Source organism: Hydrogenophaga sp., assembly GCF_018780385.1.
Taxonomy (GTDB): Bacteria; Pseudomonadota; Gammaproteobacteria; order Burkholderiales; family Burkholderiaceae_C; genus Hydrogenophaga.
This window is the reverse complement of the sequence record NZ_JADMJO010000090.1, coordinates 1-19,490: the sequence shown is the minus strand read 5'-3', so window position 1 is coordinate 19,490 and position 19,490 is coordinate 1. Positions and strand designations below refer to the sequence as shown.

The following is a 19,490-nucleotide window of genomic DNA, read 5'->3' as shown; positions in this document are numbered from 1 at the left end:
AAAGCGTGAGCAAGGAAGCCTGGGCCGCCTGGCTCAAGCACCAGACCATGCTGCTGAACGAAAACCGCCTGAATCTGGCCGATGCGCGCGCGCGCCAGTACCTCGCGCGCCAGATGGAAAAGCACTTCTTCGGCGAAGGCGCCGACGCCGCCGCCGGCTACGTGCCGCCACCTTCGCCCTGATCCGCGCAACCCACGCACCCCCGCCCGTGTCTGACGCTCGACGCCATGCCTTGGTGATCGGCGCTGGCCTGGCTGGCGCGGCGGCTTGCTCCGCGCTGGCCCGCCGTGGCTGGAAAATCACCCTGCTCGACGCTGCCGATGGACCGGCCAGTGGCGCATCGGGCCTCCCGGTGGGCATGCTCAGCCCCCACGTCACACGATCACCCACACCGCTCTCGCGCCTGTCGGCCCTGGGCGTGGCCGATACCCTGGCCGAGCTGCGACGCCTGGTGCCTGAAGGATCGGGTTGGCAAGCCTGTGAGGTTGACAACCTGGCCCACGATCCAGGCCGCTGGCCCGCTGCGCTGGTGCGTCCTTCCGCACTGGTGCAGGCCTGGCTGCACGAGGCAACGGGCCTCGACGCCTTGACTTGCCTCTGGAGTGCACACGTCCACCGGCTGAGCTTCGACATGAGCCATGACCCGTCTTCCCCCGCGGTCTGGCAAGCCTGGGACGCACAAGGTCACCCGCTGGCCAAAGCACCGGTGGTGATCGTCGCGGCCGCACTGGGCAGCTTGAGTTTGCTCGCGGGTGATGCGGGTCAACTGTCAGGCAGTGATTTGCCGCTGCGCCCGGTGCAGGGACAGATGAGTCTGGCGGCGCTGGAGGGCCCGCCACTGGCCGAACGGCCTCAGCGCAACGACGGCGTGTTCGTGCCGCGGTACCAGGACAGTGGCCTGCCGCCTCAGTGGCCCGACACGATCTGGACCATGGGCTCGACCTATGAACGCGGCCTGACCCACACCGACGTGAGTCTTGAGGCCCATGAGCGAAATGCCCGAAGCCTGCAAGCCATCCTGCCGGCGGCAGCCGCCCGTCTGAAATCCGCCATGGCCCATGGCCAGTTGATGGGATGGGCGCAGGTGCGCTGTGCCTCACTCGACCGGCTTCCCCTGGTGGGCGCCGCGCCCGACACCGCCGCGCTTCGCGACCTCATGGCATCGGGGCGCGGGCAACGCCACCGCGTGCCGTTGGCGGATGTTCCGCGCTGGCCAGGGCTCCATCTGCTCAGCGCCTTGGGTTCTCGGGGCCTTACTCTGGCCCATTGGTGCGCTGAGCAACTGGCCATGCAGCTGGCGGAAGAAGCCACATCGGTGGAACCGGATTTGCTGGAGGCACTGGACCCAGCGCGGTTTGCCCTCAAGAACGCCCGCCGCCAGGGCGCCGCACAGGAACGGGCTACAGCAGGTTGAGCCAGACCGAGATTTCGGGCGGTTGAATCGGGCGCGCCAACAAGGCCGAGATGCCCGCGCGCTGGGCATTGCGTCGCACACGGCGCCGACTCCACCACCCCGCCAATGGGCCGGCAAGCTCGCTGGTGGCCAGGGTCAGGGCCTTGGGGTTGTGCTCGGCAAACAGCCGCATCAACAACCAGACATCGAGCTGGGGATCGTCCAGATTGAAAACACCACAAAGATAGTCATTGCGGGCGATGATCGAGATCGCGGCCTCTGTGGTGGTGACCTCGTCCACCTGTGCCACGCCGGCCAGGGCCAGGCGGGTGCGCAAATAGGTGCGCTCCTGCTCGTCGGCACCCGCCACCAGGGCGCGGCGCGCCCCGACCACGTCTTCGCCGAAGGCCACATCGAGCGGTGCAGGGGCTGTCACATCCAGATCGAGCAGACCGGAGTCGGCCTGCTTGGCCGCATACACCGCATCCAGATCGTTCAGCACGGCGGCCCAGTCGATCGGCCGGTCCATGACGCGCCATGCGTGATCCGGTGCATCCTGGCCGACCCAGATCAGGCGCTGCCCCGCCGGCATTTCCTTGGCGTGCGACAACACCGCCTCAGCACTCTCTCCATCCACCAGAGCCACTTCAGACACGCCCTTGGGCGCTGCGACACCCGGGGCGGTCAAGGGAACGTAGGGCGCATACGACAGGTCCCGGGACTGGGAGAGGCGGAACACGGTGTTCAAGGCGTGGCGCTCCACGTCGGAGAAGCCCACCACGCTGACCAGAACACGCTGTTTTTGCATGGCGGCGATGTTACGTCAGCGCCTCTGCGTGCCACGGCACGCGTGTCAGCCCGTCGGCACCGGCGTGCGATGCCACACGCCCGGCCTTCTATATTCACCTGAGGCATACCCCCATAAAGAAAAAATCGTTTGGGATATAAGCCTGGCTCCGTACAGTCGCGCCCATGCCTGACATCGCCATCATCCTGGCCGGATTTGCTGTGGGACTCATCGTGGGTCTCACGGGTGTGGGTGGCGGTTCGCTCATGACGCCCATCCTCATCTTCTTCTTCGGCGTCAAACCGTATCTGGCGGTCGGCACCGATCTGCTGTTCGCGGCCTTCACCAAGATGGGCGGCACCATCAGCCTGGCGCGCCAGAAGCTCGTCCCTTGGCGCGTGGTGGGGCAGCTTTGCGCGGGCAGCATCCCCGCCGCGCTGATCACCCTGGGCGCCCTGCACCAGTTGGGCCCGGCCAGCCCGCTCGTGCAATCGCTCATGACCAACACCCTGGGTGTGGCGCTGCTGCTCACCGCCGCCGCCATGCTCTACAAGGCTGCGCGCGGCAAGCAGTTGCCACGAACCCTGGCCGCAGGTCAGCTGGAAGCCGCGACGCACGCGCGCCACTGGAGCCTGCCGGTGCTGTTTGGCGCAGTCATCGGCACGCTGGTCACACTCACCTCGGTCGGCGCCGGTGCCATCGGCGTGTCGGTGCTGTTGCTGCTGTTTCCGCTGCTGCCGCTGCCGCGCATCGTCGCCGCCGACATCGCCTACGCCGTGCCCCTCACGCTGGTGGCCGGCCTCGGTCACGCCAGCATGGGCTCGGTGGACTGGCCGCTGCTGGGCAAGCTGCTCGCGGGCTCGTTGCCCGGCATCTGGCTCGGCACCCGCCTGATGCGCCACACGCCCGAACGCCTGGTGCGCTCTGCGCTCTCGGTGTTGCTGGCCTACGCTGGCATGAAATTGATTGCCCTCTGATTCTTTCTGCCCCACGAAGACGACGTACCAACGATGTACCAATATTCCGACTTTGACCGCCAGTTCGTGCAATTGCGCGCCGACCAGTACCGCGACCAGCTCACCCGCTGGCAAGCCGGCACGCTGGGCGACGACGAGTTCAAGCCGCTGCGCCTGCAGAACGGCTGGTACGTGCAGCGCTTTGCGCCCATGCTGCGCGTGGCCGTGCCCTACGGTGAGATCAACAGCGCACAGCTCAAGGTGCTCGCAAAGATCGCGCGCGACTTCGACCACAAGGAAGACCACGACGTCTCCCAAGCCAATGCAGGCCTCTCCGAAGTGCCCACGCTGCCCGACCGCTGCGGCCACTTCACCACGCGCCAGAACGTGCAGTACAACTGGATCCCGCTCTCGCGCTCGGCCGACGTGATGGATCTGCTGGCCAGCGTGGGCATGCACGGCATCCAGACCAGCGGCAACTGCATCCGCAACATCACCACCGACGCGCTGGCCGGCATCGCGGTGGACGAGGTGGCCGACCCGCGCCCCTTCGCCGAAATCATGCGCCAGTGGAGCACGCTGCACCCCGAGTTCGCCTTCCTGCCGCGCAAGTTCAAGGTGGCCATCACCGGTGCGCGCGAAGACCGCGCCGCCACCGCCTGGCACGACGTGGGCCTGCGCCTGCTGCGCAACGTGGACGGCGAGCTGGGCTTCCAGGTGCGCGTGGGTGGTGGCATGGGCCGCACACCCATCATCGGTAGCGTGATCCGCGAGTTCCTGCCCTGGAACCAGATCCTCAACTACCTCGAAGCCGTGGTGCGCGCCTACAACCGCTTCGGCCGCCGCGACAACATGTACAAGGCCCGCATCAAGATCCTGGTGAAGGCCGAGGGCCAGGCTTTCACCGATCAGGTAGAAGCCGAGTACCGCGACATCATCGAGAAGGACGGCGCGCCGCACACCATCAGCCAGGCCGAACTGGACCGCGTGAGCGCCTTCTTCGTGCCGCCGCAGCTCAAATGCGACCGCAAGAGCGCCGACGCCAAGATCGCGCACATCCTCAAGGCCGCGGCCGAGGACGACATGGAGTTCAGCCGCTGGCTCACGCAGAACGTGAAGCCGCACCAGAACCCCGACCTGCGCGCGGTCACGCTCTCCTTCAAACGCTTCGGGCAGGCGCCCGGTGACGCCACCGCAGACCAGCTGGATCGCGCCGCCGACCTGGCCGAGCGTTTCTCGGCCGGCGAAGCCCGCGTGACGCACGAGCAGAACCTGTTGCTGCCCTGGGTGCGTTGCGACCAGTTGCCCGAGCTCTGGCGCGAAGCGCGCCGCCTCGGCCTGGCCAAGCCCAACATCGGCTTGCTGACCGACATGATCGCCTGCCCCGGCGGCGACTTCTGCGATCTGGCCAATGCGCGCTCGCTCCCGCTGGCGCAGGCCATCCTGGGTCGCTACAAGGACCTCGACGAGCTGCACGACCTGGGCGAGATCGACCTGCACATCAGCGGCTGCATCAACTCCTGCGGCCACCACCACAGCGGCCACATCGGCATCCTGGGCGTCGACAAGGATGGCCAGGAGTGGTACCAGGTCACGCTCGGTGGATCGGACGGCACGCGCCTCTCGGGCGAGCCCGCCCCGGGCAAGGTGATCGGCCCCTCTTTCGCCGCCAGTGAAGTGCCTGACGTGATCGAAGCCCTGCTCGACACCTACCGCGCACAGCGCACCGGCGGTGAGACCTTTGTGGCCACGCTGCGCCGCACGGGTGCCGATCCCTTCAAGAGCGCCGCCAACGCGGTGCGCACGAGCACGGCCCGCGCCACCGCCTGAGGACAGACACCATGAGCCAGACCCTTCAACTCTTCAGCGCCGGCGCCTTCGTGCCCACCGAGGCCGAAGCACAGCGCCTCACGCTCGCCAACGACGCCGACCCGCGCGAAGCCGACCTCACCGGCATCACCGCAATAGAACTGCAGTTCCCCAAGTTCAGCGATGGCCGTGCCTTCAGCCAGGCCTTCCTGCTGCACCGCCGCCTGGGCTTCACCGGTGAGATCCGCGCCACCGGTGATGTGCTGATCGACCAGCTCGTGCAAATGCAGCGCAGCGGCTTCACGCAAGCCGTGCTGCGCGCCGACCAGAATCTGGCCCACGGTCAGGCGCTGCTGGCGCACTACCCCGCCTTCTACCAGGGCGATGCGGTGCACACCGCGCCCCACTTTGCCCCCGCTTGAGGACCGCTTTCATGAAAGCCCTCGACCTCTACAACAAGCCCTCCAGCGACTTTGCCGCCAAGGTTGAGCGCAGCATCGCACTGCTGCGCGAAACCGCCGCCAGTCACCCCAGGCTGACGCAGGCTTCCAGCCTCGGCGCTGAAGACATGGTGGTCACCCACCTGATGCACCTGGCCGGCATCGATGCCAGCGTCTTCGTGCTGGAAACCGGCAAGCTGCACGCCGAGACGCTCGCCATGATCCCGAAGATCGAGCAACGTTACGGCATCAGCGTGCAGGTGTTCCGCCCAAAGCAGGAGTCGGTCATCCACTTCGTTCGCAAGAACGGTGAGGAGGCGATGTACAAGAGCATCGAACTGCGCAAGGCCTGCTGTGACATCCGCAAGATGGAGCCGCTCGCTCGCGCCCTCGCCGGGCACGATGGCTGGATCACCGGTCTGCGCCGCGAGCAGTCGAATGCGCGCGCCGAGGTGGGCGAGGTCATTCAAGAACCAGGCCGCGTCAAGGTCAGCCCCATCGTCGAATGGACCTGGGGCGACGTGTGGCACTTCATCGCGCAGCACGAGCTCGACACCAACGCGCTGCACGACCAGTTCTATCCCAGCATCGGCTGCGCTCCCTGCACGCGAGCCATCAGCGTCGGCGAAGACTTTCGCGCCGGCCGCTGGTGGTGGGAACAGGAAAGCGCCAAGGAATGCGGCCTGCATGTGCAGCCTGCCACTTCCTCCCTTGTTTCTCCCCTCGTGTCCTCACTCGAACGGACCCTCTCATGAACGCCCGCACCGAATCCGCCGTGATCCAGACCGCCCTGCAACACGCCAGCGACTACCACCTGAGCAACGCCCACCTGGATGCACTGGAGGAAGAGACCATCTTCATCCTGCGTGAAGTGGCCGCCGCTTTCGAGCGCCCGACGCTGCTGTTCTCCGGTGGCAAAGACTCGCTGGTCATGCTCAAGTGCGCCGAGAAGGCCTTCGGCACGGGTCGCATCCCCTACCCGCTGCTGATGATCGACACGGGGCACAACTTCCCCGAGGTCACCGACTTCCGCGACCTGCGCGCGAAGGAACTCGGCGCCGAGCTGATCGTGCGCAGCGTTGAAGACTCGATGGCGCGTGGCACCGTGCGCCTGGCTCACCCGGGCGAGAGCCGCAACGTGCACCAGTCGGTCACGCTGCTTGAAGCCATCGAAGAATTCCGCTTCGACGCGCTGATTGGTGGCGCTCGCCGCGACGAGGAAAAGGCCCGCGCCAAGGAGCGCATCTTTTCCCACCGCGACAGCTTCGGCCAGTGGCAACCCAAGGCCCAGCGCCCCGAGCTCTGGACTCTGTTCAACACCCGGCTGCAGCCCGGCGAGCACTTCCGTGTGTTCCCCATCAGCAACTGGACCGAGCTCGACGTGTGGCAATACATCGCCCGCGAAAACATCGCTCTGCCTTCGATCTACTACACGCACCAGCGCGAGGTGGTCGACCGCCGCGGCCTGCTGGTACCGGTGACCGAACTCACGCCGCCGCGCGACGGCGAGACCGTGCAGGTGCGCGACGTGCGCTTCCGCACCGTGGGCGACATCACCTGCACCTGCCCGGTGGAGAGCCTGGCCGCCACCGCCGACGACATCGTGATCGAGACGCTGGCCGCCGAGGTCAGCGAGCGCGGTGCCACACGCATGGACGACAAGACCTCCGACGCCTCGATGGAAAAACGCAAAAAGGACGGCTACTTCTGAAGCCGCGCCGACCCAGGACACCGACATGACCACACTCGCCCCCCAGGCCACCGCGCCACAAACCGCCACGGGCCCCATCGACACGCGCTCCGCCCTGCGCCTCATCACCTGCGGTAGCGTGGACGACGGCAAGAGCACGCTGATCGGCCGCCTGCTGGTCGACAGCAAGGCCGTGCTGCAAGACCACCTGGCCGGCGTGCAGCGCCACGGCCAGACCGACCTAGCCCTGCTGACCGATGGCCTGTCGGCCGAGCGCGAACAAGGCATCACCATCGACGTGGCCTACCGCTACTTCAGCACCGAGGCGCGCAAGTTCATCATCGGCGATGCTCCAGGCCATGAGCAGTACACGCGCAACATGGTCACAGCCGCATCCAGCGCTGACGCCGCTGTCGTGCTGGTCGATGCCACCAAACTGGCCTGGGCCGATGCCGCGCTCAAGCTGCTGCCGCAGACGCGTCGCCACAGCCTGCTGCTCAAGCTGCTGCGCGTGCCCTCGGTGGTGTTCGCCATCAACAAACTTGATGCAGTGGAAGACAGCACCGTCGCGTTCGAACACATCGGTGCGGCCTTGCGTGAATTTGCCGCGCAAGCCGGCATCCCGGTCACCGCTGTGGTGCCGATCTCGGCGCTCAAGGGTTGGAACGTCGTCGACGCCAGCGAACAGGCTGGCTGGTGCGGTTACAGCGGCCCCACGCTGCTCGAGATCCTCGAGGGCCTGCCTGTGACGCCTGCGGACAGCACGCTGCCCTTCGCGTTTGCCGTGCAATGGGTGGAGAAGTTCAGCAGCTCCGCCGACACCTCACAAGGCCGCCGCGTTTTCTGGGGCCGCGTGGCCACTGGTGGTGTGCAAGCCGGCCAGAGCGTGCGCATCATGCCCAACGGTCAGACGGCCGTGGTGGCTCAGGTGCTCAATCACGTGCGCCAACCGCAGGCGGTGCTGGCTGGCCACAGCGCGGGCATCGTGCTCGACCGCGAGGTCGATGTCTCGCGCGGCGACTGGCTGCTGGCCGATGGTGAAGGCGAGGCTTTGAGCGGCAGCCGCGAGATCCGCGCCACCGTGGCCTGGCTCGACGACGAAACCCTGGTACCGGGTCGGGTGTACTGGGCGCTGCACGGCCATCGTTGGGTCAAGGCCAAGATCAAGCGCATCGTGCATCGGCTGGACATCCACACGCTGGCTGAAGAAGACGCCAATCAGCTGGAGCCCAACGCCATTGGCCACATCGAACTGACATTGCAGGAACCACTGGCCACGCTGCCCTTTGCGCAATCGCGGGCCTTGGGTTCGCTGGTGCTGGTGGACACTGCCAGCCATCGCACGGCGGGTGCCTTGCTGGTCCAATGACCCCTTCGCGGGCCGAGCGCTCGGTCCGCATCTGCTTAACTCATGTCAGGGCAAGGGCCATGGCCCGGGCCGTCCTTGCCGGAAACCCTAAAATCACGGCTTCCACCGATTCCCAAGACCACCATGACTCACGTTGTCACCGAAGCCTGCATCCGCTGCAAATACACCGACTGTGTGGACGTCTGCCCCGTGGACTGCTTCCGCGAAGGCCCCAACTTCCTTACCATCGACCCGGACGAGTGCATCGACTGCGCGGTGTGCATCCCTGAATGCCCGGTGAGCGCGATCTACGCGGAAGAAGACCTGCCCAAAGACCAGTTGCACATGACCAAGCTCAACGCCGATCTGGCGCTGTTGCCTGGCTGGAAGAGCATCACCAAGCGCAAGGCCCCCCTGGCCGACGCCGACGACTGGAAAGACCGCACCGGCAAACTGCCCGAGTTGCTGCGCTGATCGGCATGGAGCCGGACCTGAACACGGCGGCCAGTGCGACGGCTACCGTGCACGACGGGCTCATTGAAACCGACGCGGTCGTCATCGGAGCCGGCCCAGTCGGCTTGTTTCAGGTGTTCGAGCTGGGCCTGCTGGAGATCAAGGCCCACGTGATCGACGCCCTGCCCTACCCTGGTGGGCAGCCGGCCGAGCTGTACCCCGACAAGCCGATCTACGATATCCCGGCCATTCCGGTGTGCACGGGCCAGGAACTGGTCAATAACCTGCTCAAGCAGATCGAGCCCTTCGGCGCCACCTTCCACTTGCGGCAGGAAGTCACCACGGTTGAACAGCAGGACGACGGCCGCTTCTCCGTGGCCACATCCCGGGGAACACGCTTTCTCACCAAGACGCTTTTCATTGCCGCTGGCGTCGGGGCGTTCCAGCCCCGTGCCCTCAAGCTCGATGGGCTCGATGCATTTGAAGGCAAACAACTCTTCTACCGAGTCAAGAACCCCGGCGAGTTTGCGGGCCAGAACATCGTGATCGTGGGGGGCGGTGATGCCGCGCTGGAGTGGGCCACGACCTTCGCCGCACAGGGCCCCAACCGCGCCAGGAGCGTGACCCTGATCCACCGTAGAGATGGCTTCCAGGCTGCTGCTGCGAGCATCGCGCGCATGCGTGAACGCTGCGAGCGTGGAGAGATGCAGTTCATGGTCGGTCAGCCCACCGGCTTTGAATCCAACGGTGATCGCCTCACGGCCGTGCAGATCACCGACCCCAAAACCGTGACCCACACCGTACCGCTCGACGTCTTGCTGGTCTTCTTCGGCCTCTCGCCCAAGCTCGGACCGATCGCCGAATGGGGACTGGACATTGAACGCAAGCAACTCGTGGTGGACACCGAGAAGTTCTCCACCAGCGTGCCGGGCATCTTCGCCGTGGGCGACATCAACACCTATCCCGGCAAGAAGAAACTCATCCTCTCGGGCTTTCACGAAGCCACACTCGCAGCCTTTGGCGCAACGCCCTTCATCTTCCCCGACAGGAAGGTGATGCTCCAATACACAACCACGAGCACCAAACTGCACAAGGTGCTCGGCGTCGCATCACCCGTGTTCGACTGAACACGACAAATTTTCGACAAAACGAGCCTCGCTCCAGAAATCGAAAATTTCAACGCTATAATTTGAGGCTGTTCCCTGATAGCTCAGTTGGTAGAGCGACGGACTGTTAATCCGCAGGTCCCTGGTTCGAGTCCAGGTCGGGGAGCCACCCAATATCCACTCAAAGGCCTTCATGCGAAGGCCTTTGTTGTTTCTGCAAGCCCTTGCCTGCCATGCACCCACGACTGATCAGAACCATTTTCTGGTGCAGCGCCATCCTGCTGGGCATTGCGTCTCTTGTGCCTGTGGATCTGTTGCCACGCGAAGCCTCAACGATCTGGGACAAAGGCCAACATGCCTTCGGATTTGCCTGGTTGACCTTGGTGGGCCTGCTCGCCTACACCCGCAAACCGTGGCCAGTGCTCGCCGGACTGGTCGTTTATGGCGGTGTCATCGAATTGCTGCAGGCCACCACCGGCTGGCGCTACGGAGAATGGCGGGATTTTCTGGCCGATGCCATCGGCATCTTGATCGGCGCGGCACTGTGGATGGGGCTCAGACGTCTGGCAACACCGTACAGCTGAGGCCCGCCGCACAATAGCGGCATGTCACACGCTCCACCCAACCGCGCCCTGCCTTGGCTGGAGCCAGGTCAACCGTTTCCACCGGTGGAGACAGCGTGGGGTTCGGGCGACCCGGCGCCGGGCCTGCTGGCCGCTGGTGGTGTACTCGATGTGCCCTCCCTCATCGCGGCCTACTCGCGGGGCATCTTTCCCTGGTTCAGCGCAGGACAGCCCATTCTGTGGTGGAGCACCGATCCCCGCATGGTGCTGGAAACGCAGGCGTTTCGCCTGCACAGATCCCTGCGCAAGACCATTCAGAAAATGCGCCTCGAAGGCCGCTTGGAGATTCGCTTCGACCACGGTTTCGAGCGTGTGATCCGAGCCTGCGCCACCACGCCGCGGGATGGTCAAGACGGCACCTGGATCCTGCCGGCCATGGTGCAGGCCTACACCCGGCTGCACCATGCGGGCATCGCACACTGTGTGGAGACCTGGATCGATGGCGACCTCGCTGGTGGCCTGTATTGCATCAACCTGGGCGGAATGGTCTATGGGGAATCCATGTTCAGCCGGCAAAGCGATGCCTCCAAGATCGCGCTCGCTGCACTGGTGGCCTTCTGTCGGGCCAAGGGCCTGCCTCTGATCGATTGTCAGCAGAACACACCACACCTCGCCAGCCTCGGCGGGCGATTGATGCCTCGAGTGGCCTTCTGCCGACACGTCAGCGAGGCTATGTCGCGCCCAGCGCCAAGTTGGGAATTCGTACCCATATACTGGCAAAACGTCATCCTTGAACAACGTCCGCACGCGTGACACACCTCAAAGAACTCCCGCTCCAGGCGCTGCAGTTTTATGCCACGGCGCCCTACCCGTGCAGCTATCTGCCGGGACATCAGGCCAGATCACAGGTGGCCACGCCCAGTCACCTCATCCACAACGACGCGTACTCCGATCTGGTCACGCACGGCTTTCGCCGCAGTGGCATGTTCACCTACCGCCCGTACTGCGATGGCTGCCAGGCCTGCGTGCCGCTGCGCGTGCCGGTGGCGGATTTCAAGCCCAGCCGCAGCCAGCGTCGCTCGCACGCTCAACACGCCCATCTCCAAAGCCGTGTGCTCAAGCTGTGTTTCGTACCCGAGCACTACCAGCTTTACTTGCGCTACCAGAACAGTCGGCACGCCGGTGGCGGCATGGACCACGACAGCATCGACCAGTACACCCAGTTCCTGCTGCAGAGCAGAGTCAACTCACGCTTGATTGAGTTCCACGAGCCCGGCATGGATGGGCAGCCCTCGCGCTTGAAGATGGTGTCCATCGTCGATGTGCTCAATGATGGCTTGTCAGCGGTCTACACCTTCTATGAGCCCGACGACAAAGCCAGCTATGGCACCTACAGCGTGCTCTGGCAGATTGAGCAGGCGAAGGCGCTGGACCTGCCCCACATCTACCTGGGCTACTGGATCGCCCAGAGCAGCAAGATGAGCTACAAGGCGGGCTTTCAACCGCACGAGTTGTTGTTCGAGGGTCGATGGGTCCCGGGCGCTTGAGCACTCGCGGGCAGGAGAAGGATGCCGCGCACCACACGGCACTTGATTTCATCTCGTAAAATTTCGGTCACACTCGTGCCATGACCAAACGCTCCGACTCCCTCCCCGCCACACCCACGGTGCAGGTCATTGAACGCATGTTCAACCTGCTCGAAGTACTCGCCTCCAAAGAAGAGCCGGTGTCGCTCAAGGAGATCAGTGAAAAAACCGGATTGCACCCGTCCACGGCGCACCGCATCCTCAACGACCTCACCATTGGCCGCTTCGTTGACCGCCCCGAAGCGGGCAGCTACCGGCTGGGCATGCGTCTGCTGGAGTTGGGTAACCTGGTGAAGGCACGGCTGAGCGTGCGCGACGCGGCCTTGCTACCCATGCGCGAGTTGCACAAGCAGATCCAGCAACCGGTCAATCTGAGCGTGCGACAAGGCGATGAGATCGTGTATGTGGAGCGCGCCTACAGCGAGCGCTCGGGCATGCAGGTGGTGCGTGCCATTGGCGGCCGCGCGCCGCTGCACCTCACGTCGGTGGGCAAACTCTTCCTCGCTGACGACGAGCCACAGCGTGTCCGGGCCTACGCCACGCGCACCGGGTTGGCAGGCAACACGCGCAACAGCCTGACCCAGTTGCCCAGCCTGGAACGCGAGCTGGCGCAATGCCGCCAGGCCGGCGTGGCGCGGGACAACGAAGAATTGGAATTGGGCGTGCGCTGCATGGCAGCCGGCATCTACGACGACCAGAACAAGTTGGTGGCCGGCTTGTCGATTTCCGCCCCGGCGGATCGGATCGACGAGAGCTGGCTTCCCAAACTCAGGACCACAGCGGCAGAAATATCGTCGGCCCTGGGATGTTCACGGCCGACAAGCACGACGGGACGCTGAGCCCACTGACGCCCAAAAAAAACGGTCCTGAACGGACCGTTTTTTTGTCACCTCCGGGAGCGATCCGAATCAACCCTGCGGGCGTGCTGCGATAGGGCGAGGCGTTGTTTCAGCCTGCACTTCCACCCAACGCCGCACCCGCTCCGCGTCCTGCATGCGGCTCAGTTTTCCGGCCGAGTCCAGGAACACCATGATCAACTGGCGACCAGCCACCTTGGCCTGCATCACCAGGCAGCGGCCTGCTTCAGAGATATAGCCTGTCTTTTGCAGACCGATCTCCCAATCGGGGTTCTTGATCAGGCGATTCGAATTGTTGTAGTGCAGCGTGCGGCGGCCCAACTCGATCTCATGGCCAGGCGACGTGGACAGGCTGCGCAGAATGGGTCGCTCATAAGCCACCGACACCAGCGTGGCAAGGTCGCGCGCGCTGGACTGATTCAGGCTGGACAGCCCGGTGGGTTCGACGTAGCGGGTGTCGCTCATACCGAGTTGCCTGGCCTTGTTGTTCATCAGCCGAACGAACTCGCTCAAGCCACCTGGGTAGGTGCGCCCAAGGGCATTCGCTGCACGGTTTTCGCTGGACATCAGCGCCAGATGCATCATTTCGCCACGCGACAACGTGCTTCCCACAGCCAGTCGCGAACTGCTGCCCTTGTAGGTGTCCACATCGTCCTGGGTGATGGTGATCAACTCGTTCATGTCCAGATTCGCGTCGGCGATCACCAGACCGGTCATGAGTTTGGTCAAGGAGGCGATCGGCAGCACTGCCGCGTCGTTCTTGCTGAACAGCACCTCGTTGGTTTCCTGATCGATCACCAGCGCTACGCTGGAGTTGAGCTCCAGGCGATCATCGCTACCCCGCAGACCCAATTGCTCCCCCATGGACAGCCGCGCTGGCGCGACCACCCGCACCACGGCAGTCTTGTAGGACTTGCTGGCTGCGCTGCGATAGGCCGACTGACGGGCCGTGGGTTTCTTGCCAGATGCAATCTGTACCCTGACACGGGACGCCCCGTTTTTCGACACAACCAAGGCCTTTTTCGGCTTGGCTGTCGCCAACTTGCGGGCGGGTGCTTGGGCCGACACGGCTTTTCGCTTGGTCGCAAATTTTGCCGAGCTTGCTTTTGAGGCTTTGCCGACCTTGGCGGTGCTGGAGGCTGCGTTCACCACCGTGGGCAATGCGCAAACGCCCATCCAGGCGGCCACCGTGGCTGCAAAGATCAGTTTTCGAATGCGAAAAATGCCTAGGCTCATAACTTCACTCCAGCAACAGGGATTGCGCTGGAGTGAAGTATATGCATATGGAAAAAAACTAGCAATATCAATCGCTTGGGAAATTCTCTTAAATGATCGGTAGAACAGGTGCTACTTTTGGTGTCATTTCTGAGGATTACGACACTGAGTGTTTTAAGTGGTTGATTTTGCTTAACTTTATCCCTGCGCCGCCACCCGGTCGAACTTGCTGTGCAATTTGTTCAAGGCGCTCAGATAGGCTTTGGCGGAAGCCACGACGATGTCGGGGTCTGCACCCACACCATTGACAACACGTCCACCGTGCTGCAAACGAACCGTCACTTCACCCTGGCTCTCGGTCGAACCACTCGTGATGGCATTGACCGAATACAAGACCAGCTCGGCACCGCTTTTGACATGGTTCTCGATGGCCTTCAATGACGCATCCACCGGGCCATTGCCGTCGCTCTCGACCTGGATCTCCTGGCCGTCCGCTGTGAACACCACACTGGCGTGCGGACGCTCACCAGTCTCGCTGCGCTGCTTGAGCGAAACCAGACCGTATTGCTCCTTCTCAGCCGTCACGCTCTCGTCACTGCACAGGGCGAGGATGTCCTCGTCGAAAATCTCGCTCTTGCGATCGGCGAGTTCCTTGAAGGCGGCGAATGCGGTGTTGATCTCGCTCTCAGACTCCATCTCGATGCCCAGGTCCTGCAGACGCTGTTTGAACGCATTGCGCCCGCTGAGCTTGCCCAGCACGATTTTGTTGGCCGCCCAGCCCACATCCTCGGCACGCATGATCTCGTAGGTGTCACGTGCCTTGAGCACGCCGTCCTGGTGAATGCCGCTGGCATGCGCAAACGCATTGGCGCCCACCACTGCCTTGTTCGGCTGCACCACAAAACCGGTGGTCTGGCTGACCATGCGGCTGGCCGGCACGATCTGCGTGGCGTCCACGCCCACGTCGAGTCCGAAGTAGTCGCGCCGCGTGCGCACCGCCATCACGATCTCTTCGAGAGAGCAATTGCCGGCGCGCTCGCCCAGGCCGTTGATGGTGCACTCCACCTGACGTGCGCCGCCGATCTTCACACCCGCCAGGGAATTGGCCACCGCCATGCCCAGGTCGTTGTGACAGTGCACCGACCAGATCGCCTTGTCGGAATTGGGAACGCGCTCGCGCAAGGTGCGGATGAACTCACCATACAGCTCGGGCACCGCATAACCCACGGTGTCGGGGATGTTGAGCGTGGTGGCCCCTTCCTTGATCACGGCTTCCAGAACGCGGCAAAGATAGTCCATGTCGCTGCGGTAGCCGTCCTCCGGGCTGAACTCGATGTCGTCCACCAGGTTGCGTGCAAAACGCACCGACTGCTTGGCCTGCTCCAGCACCTGCTCGGGCGTCATGCGCAGCTTCTTCTCCATGTGCAGGGCGCTGGTGGCAATGAAAGTGTGAATGCGTGCTCGGTGCGCGCCCTTGAGTGCCTCGGCAGCGCGCGAGATGTCGCGGTCGTTGGCGCGCGCCAGCGAGCACACCGTGGAGTCCTTGATCACGGCGGCGATCGCCTTGACGGATTCGAAGTCGCCATTGGAACTCGCGGCAAAACCGGCCTCGATCACGTCCACCTTGAGGCGTTCAAGCTGGCGTGCAATGCGCAGCTTCTCGTCCTTTGTCATGGACGCGCCGGGCGACTGCTCGCCATCGCGCAGGGTGGTGTCGAAAATGATCAGTTTGTCGCTCATGGGAAAACTCCGTGGGAAATGATGGTCTTGGGCAGGCTGGCGTCAGCTCGCCTGCATGGTGTCGGGTTCACTGGCGTGCGGCCGTTCAACCCGCTGCAGGCCGGACACGATGGCCTTGAAGGACGCGGAAACGATGTTCGCATCGATGCCGACACCGAACAGCGTTCGAGCGTCGTCAACACGCAGTTCCACATAAGCCACGGCGCGGGCCTGTGCGCCGGAACCGATGGCGTGTTCATGGTAGTCCAGCACCCGCAACTGGCGCCCCGTGGCCGCGGCAAGTCCGTTGACAAAGGCGTCGATGGGGCCGTTGCCCTGCCCGTCCACGGCCACAGGCAGGCCACCGATATGCAATCGGGCGGACACACGCACGCTCTGGCCGTCAACGTCCTCCATGACGGCCTGCAACGGTGCATGCGCCTGCGACAAGCCGTACTCGCGCTCGAAGATGGCCCACAGGTCTGCCGCGCCCAACTCCTTGCCTTGCGCATCCATCACCGCCTGCACAACCTGGCTGAACTCGATCTGCAGGCGGCGCGGCAACTCGAGGCCGTACTCGTTCTCGAGCAGATAAGAAATACCGCCCTTGCCCGACTGGCTGTTGACACGGATCACGGCCTCGTAGCTGCGGCCCAGGTCCTTGGGGTCGATGGGCAGGTAGGGAATGTTCCAGGACTCGCCTTCACGTCGCGCGGCAAAGGCCTTGCGGATCGCGTCCTGGTGCGAGCCCGAGAACGAGGTGTACACCAGCTCGCCCACATAAGGATGGCGCGGGTGCACCGGCAACTGATTGCAATGTTCAACCGTGCGGCGGATGTCGTCGATGTCGGAAAAGTCCAGACCCGGTGACACGCCTTGTGTGTACAGGTTGAGCGCGACGTTGACCAGATCAAGGTTGCCCGTGCGCTCGCCATTGCCGAACAGGCAGCCTTCGATGCGGTCGGCGCCCGCCATCAAGGCAAACTCGCCCGCTGCCGTGCCCGTGCCCCGGTCGTTGTGGGGGTGCACGGACAACACGATCGCATCGCGCCGGGCGAGGTGACGGTGCATCCACTCGATCATGTCGGCGAAGATGTTGGGCGTGCTGTGCTCCACCGTGGAAGGCAGGTTGACGATGCACTTGCGCTCGACCGTCGGCTGCCAGACTTCGGTCACGGCATCGACCACACGTTTGGAGAACGCCAGTTCGGTGCCCGAGAACATTTCGGGTGAATACTGGAAAGTCCATTGCGTGCCGGGTTGCTGCGCGGCGATCTCGTTGAACAGGCGTGCGTGCGTGCTGGCCAAATCGACAATGGCATCCTCATCCATGCCCAGCACCACCCGCCGCATCACCGGCGCGACCGCGTTGTAGAGGTGAACAATGGCTCGTGGCGCGCCTTGCAAGGCCTCGAAAGTGCGCCGGATCAGCGGTTCACGCGCCTGGGTGAGGACCTGGATGGTGACGTCGTCGGGGATGAGACGTCCATCGATCAGGCGGCGCAGGAAATCGAACTCGGTCTGCGAGGCCGACGGAAAACCCACCTCGATTTCCTTGAAACCGATCTGCACCAGCAGCTCGAACATGCGAAGTTTGCGCTCGACATCCATGGGCTCGATCAGGGCCTGGTTGCCATCGCGCAGGTCAGTGCTCAGCCAGATGGGCGCCTGGGTGATGACAGCGTCAGGCCAGGTGCGGTCCTTGAGGGCGACTGGCTGGAAGGCGGGGTACTTGGAGGCAGGTTGTTTCAACATGGTGCTCTTTCGATGGTACTGAAACCCGCAGCCCCAAATACAAACGGCCCGCTGCAGGTGCAAACGGGCCGTTTTGAATGGAATGCGCGTGCGCTACCAAGCCTGCCCGTGTCGGACATCCAGTAGTAGGGCGAAAGCGCGAAAACTCATGCCGCAAACTGTATCACAAACATGCCTTCGCGCCATCGCCGCCCCTCAGTCGTGCAGCCCGCGCTCGTCGGGTTCGTCGGTGGAAGTGCTGATCACGCTGGTCGGGCGGCCCTTGGCCTTGCGCCAGAAGTACATCGCGTAACCCGACAGGCCATACACCACGAACAGGCCAAACAACACCGTGGGTGGGTGGATGTTGATCACCGCGATGGCCAGCGCCACCAGCACGATGGCCGCAAACGGAACGCTCTTGCGCAAACTGAGGTCTTTGAAGCTGTAGAAGGGTACGTTCGTCACCATGGTCAAACCGGTGTAGAGCGTGATGGCGAACATGACCCAGGTAACGTCCTGAGGGGGTATCTCCAGCTCGGTCATGAGCCAGATGAAACCTGCCACCAGGGCTGCCGCCGCAGGCGAAGGCAGACCTTGAAAGAAACGCTTGTCCACCACACCGGTGTTGACGTTGAAACGGGCCAGGCGAAGCGCGGCACAGGCGCAATACACAAAGGCAGCAATCCAGCCCCATCGGCCCAGGTCCCTCAAGGTCCACTCGTAGGCAATCAAGCCGGGCGCCGCACCGAAGGACACCATGTCGGAGAGTGAATCCATCTGCTCGCCGAAGGCGCTCTGGGTGTTGGTCATGCGGGCCACGCGCCCATCGAGGCTGTCGAGCACCATGGCCACGAAAATGCCCACGGTGGCCAGGTCGTAGCGACCATTCATGGCCATCACCACCGAGTAGAAGCCCCCGAAAAGGGCGGCCAACGTGATCATGTTGGGCACCATGTAGATGCCCTTGGAGCGCTTGGGCCGGTCTTCGTGATGGGTATGCTGGGGATCGGAGCCGTCGTGCATGAGATTTGTGTTGAAGGGTGCCAGCGGCAACCTTGCAAGGTTCAAAAGTGCAGTGTAAGGCAGTGACCCTCCGCGCAGAAACAGCAAAGGCCACCAAGGTGGCCTTTGCTTCGGGAAGATCCAAGCAAGCAGGCCCTCTGGCCTGCGCAGGAATATCAGTTGCGCGTCTGGTCGACCAGTTTGTTCTTGGCGATCCAGGGCATCATGGCGCGCAGCTGGGCACCGACCACTTCGATCTGGTGGTCGGCAGTCAGGCGGCGGCGAGCCGTCATGCTTGGGTAGTTCGTGCGACCTTCCGAGATGAACATCTTGGCGTACTCACCGGACTGGATGCGCTTCAAGGCATTGCGCATGGCTTCGCGGCTCTGGGCGTTGATCACTTCGGGGCCGGTCACGTACTCGCCGTATTCGGCGTTGTTCGAGATCGAGTAGTTCATGTTGGCGATGCCGCCTTCATAGATCAGATCGACGATGAGCTTGAGCTCGTGCAGGCATTCGAAGTAGGCCATCTCGGGCGCGTAGCCGGCTTCCACCAGCGTCTCGTAACCCATCTTGATCAGCTCGACCGCTCCACCGCACAGGACGGCCTGCTCGCCGAACAGGTCGGTCTCGGTTTCTTCCTTGAAGTTGGTCTCGATGATGCCGGCCTTGCCGCCACCGTTGGCCATGGCGTAGCTCAGCGCCAGGTCACGCGCCTTGCCGCTCTTGTCCTGATGAATGGCGACCAGGTGGGGCACGCCGCCACCTTGGGTATAGGTGTTGCGCACGGTGTGGCCAGGGGCCTTGGGCGCGACCATCCACACGTCCA

20 protein-coding genes and 1 tRNA gene are annotated in these 19,490 nt (G+C 63.7%); 15 read left to right on the top strand and 6 right to left on the bottom strand.

The window, feature by feature from the left end; genetic code table 11:
• Together IV113_RS21220 and IV113_RS21215 are read left to right on the top strand one after the other, a co-directional pair.
• A partial coding sequence (locus IV113_RS21220; RefSeq protein WP_291089165.1) for an oxidative damage protection protein occupies positions 1-182 on the top strand: 182 nt, incomplete at its 5' end.
• A gap of 26 nt (positions 183-208) precedes the next feature.
• The gene (locus tag IV113_RS21215; RefSeq protein WP_291089162.1) at positions 209-1,414 is read left to right on the top strand and encodes an FAD-dependent oxidoreductase; all 1,206 of its coding nucleotides are present in this window, start codon (positions 209-211) and stop codon (positions 1,412-1,414) included.
• On the opposite strand, the gene IV113_RS21210 is transcribed toward IV113_RS21215, so the two are convergent.
• Positions 1,401-2,201: a hypothetical protein gene (locus IV113_RS21210; protein WP_291089159.1), complete on the bottom strand. Its 801-nt coding sequence runs from the start codon at positions 2,199-2,201 to the stop codon at positions 1,401-1,403. The genes IV113_RS21215 and IV113_RS21210 overlap by 14 nt on opposite strands.
• A gap of 164 nt (positions 2,202-2,365) precedes the next feature.
• Between IV113_RS21210 and IV113_RS21205 the strand changes: the two genes are divergently transcribed.
• The 13 genes from IV113_RS21205 (at position 2,366) to IV113_RS21145 (ending at position 12,970) form a co-directional block, all read left to right on the top strand.
• Positions 2,366-3,157: a sulfite exporter TauE/SafE family protein gene (locus tag IV113_RS21205; RefSeq protein WP_291089156.1), complete on the top strand. Its 792-nt coding sequence runs from the start codon at positions 2,366-2,368 to the stop codon at positions 3,155-3,157.
• 33 nt (positions 3,158-3,190) lie between these two features.
• The gene (locus IV113_RS21200) at positions 3,191-4,966 is read left to right on the top strand and encodes a nitrite/sulfite reductase (protein ID WP_291089153.1); all 1,776 of its coding nucleotides are present in this window, start codon (positions 3,191-3,193) and stop codon (positions 4,964-4,966) included.
• Positions 4,967-4,977: 11 nt separating this feature from the next.
• A complete protein-coding gene (locus IV113_RS21195; RefSeq protein WP_291089151.1) occupies positions 4,978-5,367 on the top strand; it encodes a DUF934 domain-containing protein in 390 nt (129 codons plus the stop codon).
• Positions 5,368-5,378: 11 nt separating this feature from the next.
• Positions 5,379-6,140, top strand: coding sequence for a phosphoadenylyl-sulfate reductase (locus IV113_RS21190; protein ID WP_291089149.1), 762 nt, complete (start codon positions 5,379-5,381; stop codon positions 6,138-6,140).
• Positions 6,137-7,096, top strand: coding sequence for a sulfate adenylyltransferase subunit CysD (gene cysD / locus IV113_RS21185; RefSeq protein ID WP_291089147.1), 960 nt, complete (start codon positions 6,137-6,139; stop codon positions 7,094-7,096). Before IV113_RS21190 ends, cysD begins: the two co-directional genes overlap by 4 nt.
• A gap of 25 nt (positions 7,097-7,121) precedes the next feature.
• Complete coding sequence (locus IV113_RS21180; RefSeq protein WP_291089145.1) at positions 7,122-8,444, top strand: GTP-binding protein; 1,323 nt, start codon at positions 7,122-7,124, stop codon at positions 8,442-8,444.
• Between the two features lie 123 nt (positions 8,445-8,567).
• Positions 8,568-8,897, top strand: coding sequence for a ferredoxin FdxA (fdxA, locus tag IV113_RS21175; protein WP_056274645.1), 330 nt, complete (start codon positions 8,568-8,570; stop codon positions 8,895-8,897).
• Positions 8,898-8,902: 5 nt separating this feature from the next.
• Positions 8,903-10,003 (top strand): NAD(P)/FAD-dependent oxidoreductase, encoded by a 1,101-nt coding sequence (locus tag IV113_RS21170; protein WP_291089142.1) that lies wholly within the window; start codon positions 8,903-8,905, stop codon positions 10,001-10,003.
• A gap of 72 nt (positions 10,004-10,075) precedes the next feature.
• A tRNA-Asn gene (locus IV113_RS21165) sits at positions 10,076-10,151 on the top strand.
• Between the two features lie 64 nt (positions 10,152-10,215).
• Positions 10,216-10,566: a VanZ family protein gene (locus IV113_RS21160; protein WP_291089140.1), complete on the top strand. Its 351-nt coding sequence runs from the start codon at positions 10,216-10,218 to the stop codon at positions 10,564-10,566.
• Positions 10,567-10,587: 21 nt separating this feature from the next.
• Positions 10,588-11,358 (top strand): leucyl/phenylalanyl-tRNA--protein transferase, encoded by a 771-nt coding sequence (gene aat / locus IV113_RS21155; RefSeq protein ID WP_291089128.1) that lies wholly within the window; start codon positions 10,588-10,590, stop codon positions 11,356-11,358.
• Entirely contained in the window at positions 11,355-12,092 is a 738-nt protein-coding gene (locus tag IV113_RS21150) for an arginyltransferase (RefSeq protein WP_291089125.1), read from the top strand. The genes aat and IV113_RS21150 overlap by 4 nt, the downstream gene beginning before the upstream one ends.
• An 80-nt stretch (positions 12,093-12,172) precedes the next feature.
• Positions 12,173-12,970, top strand: coding sequence for an IclR family transcriptional regulator (locus IV113_RS21145; protein WP_291089122.1), 798 nt, complete (start codon positions 12,173-12,175; stop codon positions 12,968-12,970).
• A gap of 69 nt (positions 12,971-13,039) precedes the next feature.
• On the opposite strand, the gene IV113_RS21140 is transcribed toward IV113_RS21145, so the two are convergent.
• From IV113_RS21140 to ilvC, 5 genes are all read right to left on the bottom strand, one after another.
• On the bottom strand, positions 13,040-14,224 hold the full coding sequence (locus tag IV113_RS21140) for a serine hydrolase (protein ID WP_291089119.1): 1,185 nt from the start codon (positions 14,222-14,224) through the stop codon (positions 13,040-13,042).
• Positions 14,225-14,401: 177 nt separating this feature from the next.
• Positions 14,402-15,943 (bottom strand): 2-isopropylmalate synthase, encoded by a 1,542-nt coding sequence (locus IV113_RS21135; protein ID WP_291089116.1) that lies wholly within the window; start codon positions 15,941-15,943, stop codon positions 14,402-14,404.
• Between the two features lie 42 nt (positions 15,944-15,985).
• On the bottom strand, positions 15,986-17,677 hold the full coding sequence (gene leuA / locus IV113_RS21130; protein ID WP_291089113.1) for a 2-isopropylmalate synthase: 1,692 nt from the start codon (positions 17,675-17,677) through the stop codon (positions 15,986-15,988).
• 195 nt (positions 17,678-17,872) lie between these two features.
• Entirely contained in the window at positions 17,873-18,682 is an 810-nt protein-coding gene (gene pssA / locus IV113_RS21125; RefSeq protein WP_291089110.1) for a CDP-diacylglycerol--serine O-phosphatidyltransferase, read from the bottom strand.
• Between the two features lie 155 nt (positions 18,683-18,837).
• On the bottom strand, positions 18,838-19,490 hold a 653-nt coding region (gene ilvC / locus IV113_RS21120), incomplete at its 5' end, for a ketol-acid reductoisomerase (protein ID WP_291089107.1).

What these genes read in the sequence shown, in the direction of transcription:
- IV113_RS21190 (WP_291089149.1), top strand. Translation starts at nt 5,379, where the DNA reads ATGAAAGCCCTCGACCTCTACAACAAGCCCTCCAGCGACTTTGCCGCC.
- IV113_RS21135 (WP_291089116.1), bottom strand. Translation starts at nt 15,943, where the DNA reads ATGAGCGACAAACTGATCATTTTCGACACCACCCTGCGCGATGGCGAG.
- IV113_RS21195 (WP_291089151.1), top strand. Translation starts at nt 4,978, where the DNA reads ATGAGCCAGACCCTTCAACTCTTCAGCGCCGGCGCCTTCGTGCCCACC.
- IV113_RS21170 (WP_291089142.1), top strand. Translation starts at nt 8,903, where the DNA reads ATGGAGCCGGACCTGAACACGGCGGCCAGTGCGACGGCTACCGTGCAC.
- aat (WP_291089128.1), top strand. Translation starts at nt 10,588, where the DNA reads ATGTCACACGCTCCACCCAACCGCGCCCTGCCTTGGCTGGAGCCAGGT.
- IV113_RS21140 (WP_291089119.1), bottom strand. Translation starts at nt 14,224, where the DNA reads ATGAGCCTAGGCATTTTTCGCATTCGAAAACTGATCTTTGCAGCCACG.
- IV113_RS21180 (WP_291089145.1), top strand. Translation starts at nt 7,122, where the DNA reads ATGACCACACTCGCCCCCCAGGCCACCGCGCCACAAACCGCCACGGGC.
- fdxA (WP_056274645.1), top strand. Translation starts at nt 8,568, where the DNA reads ATGACTCACGTTGTCACCGAAGCCTGCATCCGCTGCAAATACACCGAC.
- cysD (WP_291089147.1), top strand. Translation starts at nt 6,137, where the DNA reads ATGAACGCCCGCACCGAATCCGCCGTGATCCAGACCGCCCTGCAACAC.
- IV113_RS21145 (WP_291089122.1), top strand. Translation starts at nt 12,173, where the DNA reads ATGACCAAACGCTCCGACTCCCTCCCCGCCACACCCACGGTGCAGGTC.
- IV113_RS21160 (WP_291089140.1), top strand. Translation starts at nt 10,216, where the DNA reads ATGCACCCACGACTGATCAGAACCATTTTCTGGTGCAGCGCCATCCTG.
- IV113_RS21200 (WP_291089153.1), top strand. Translation starts at nt 3,191, where the DNA reads ATGTACCAATATTCCGACTTTGACCGCCAGTTCGTGCAATTGCGCGCC.
- pssA (WP_291089110.1), bottom strand. Translation starts at nt 18,682, where the DNA reads ATGCACGACGGCTCCGATCCCCAGCATACCCATCACGAAGACCGGCCC.
- IV113_RS21205 (WP_291089156.1), top strand. Translation starts at nt 2,366, where the DNA reads ATGCCTGACATCGCCATCATCCTGGCCGGATTTGCTGTGGGACTCATC.
- leuA (WP_291089113.1), bottom strand. Translation starts at nt 17,677, where the DNA reads ATGTTGAAACAACCTGCCTCCAAGTACCCCGCCTTCCAGCCAGTCGCC.
- IV113_RS21210 (WP_291089159.1), bottom strand. Translation starts at nt 2,201, where the DNA reads ATGCAAAAACAGCGTGTTCTGGTCAGCGTGGTGGGCTTCTCCGACGTG.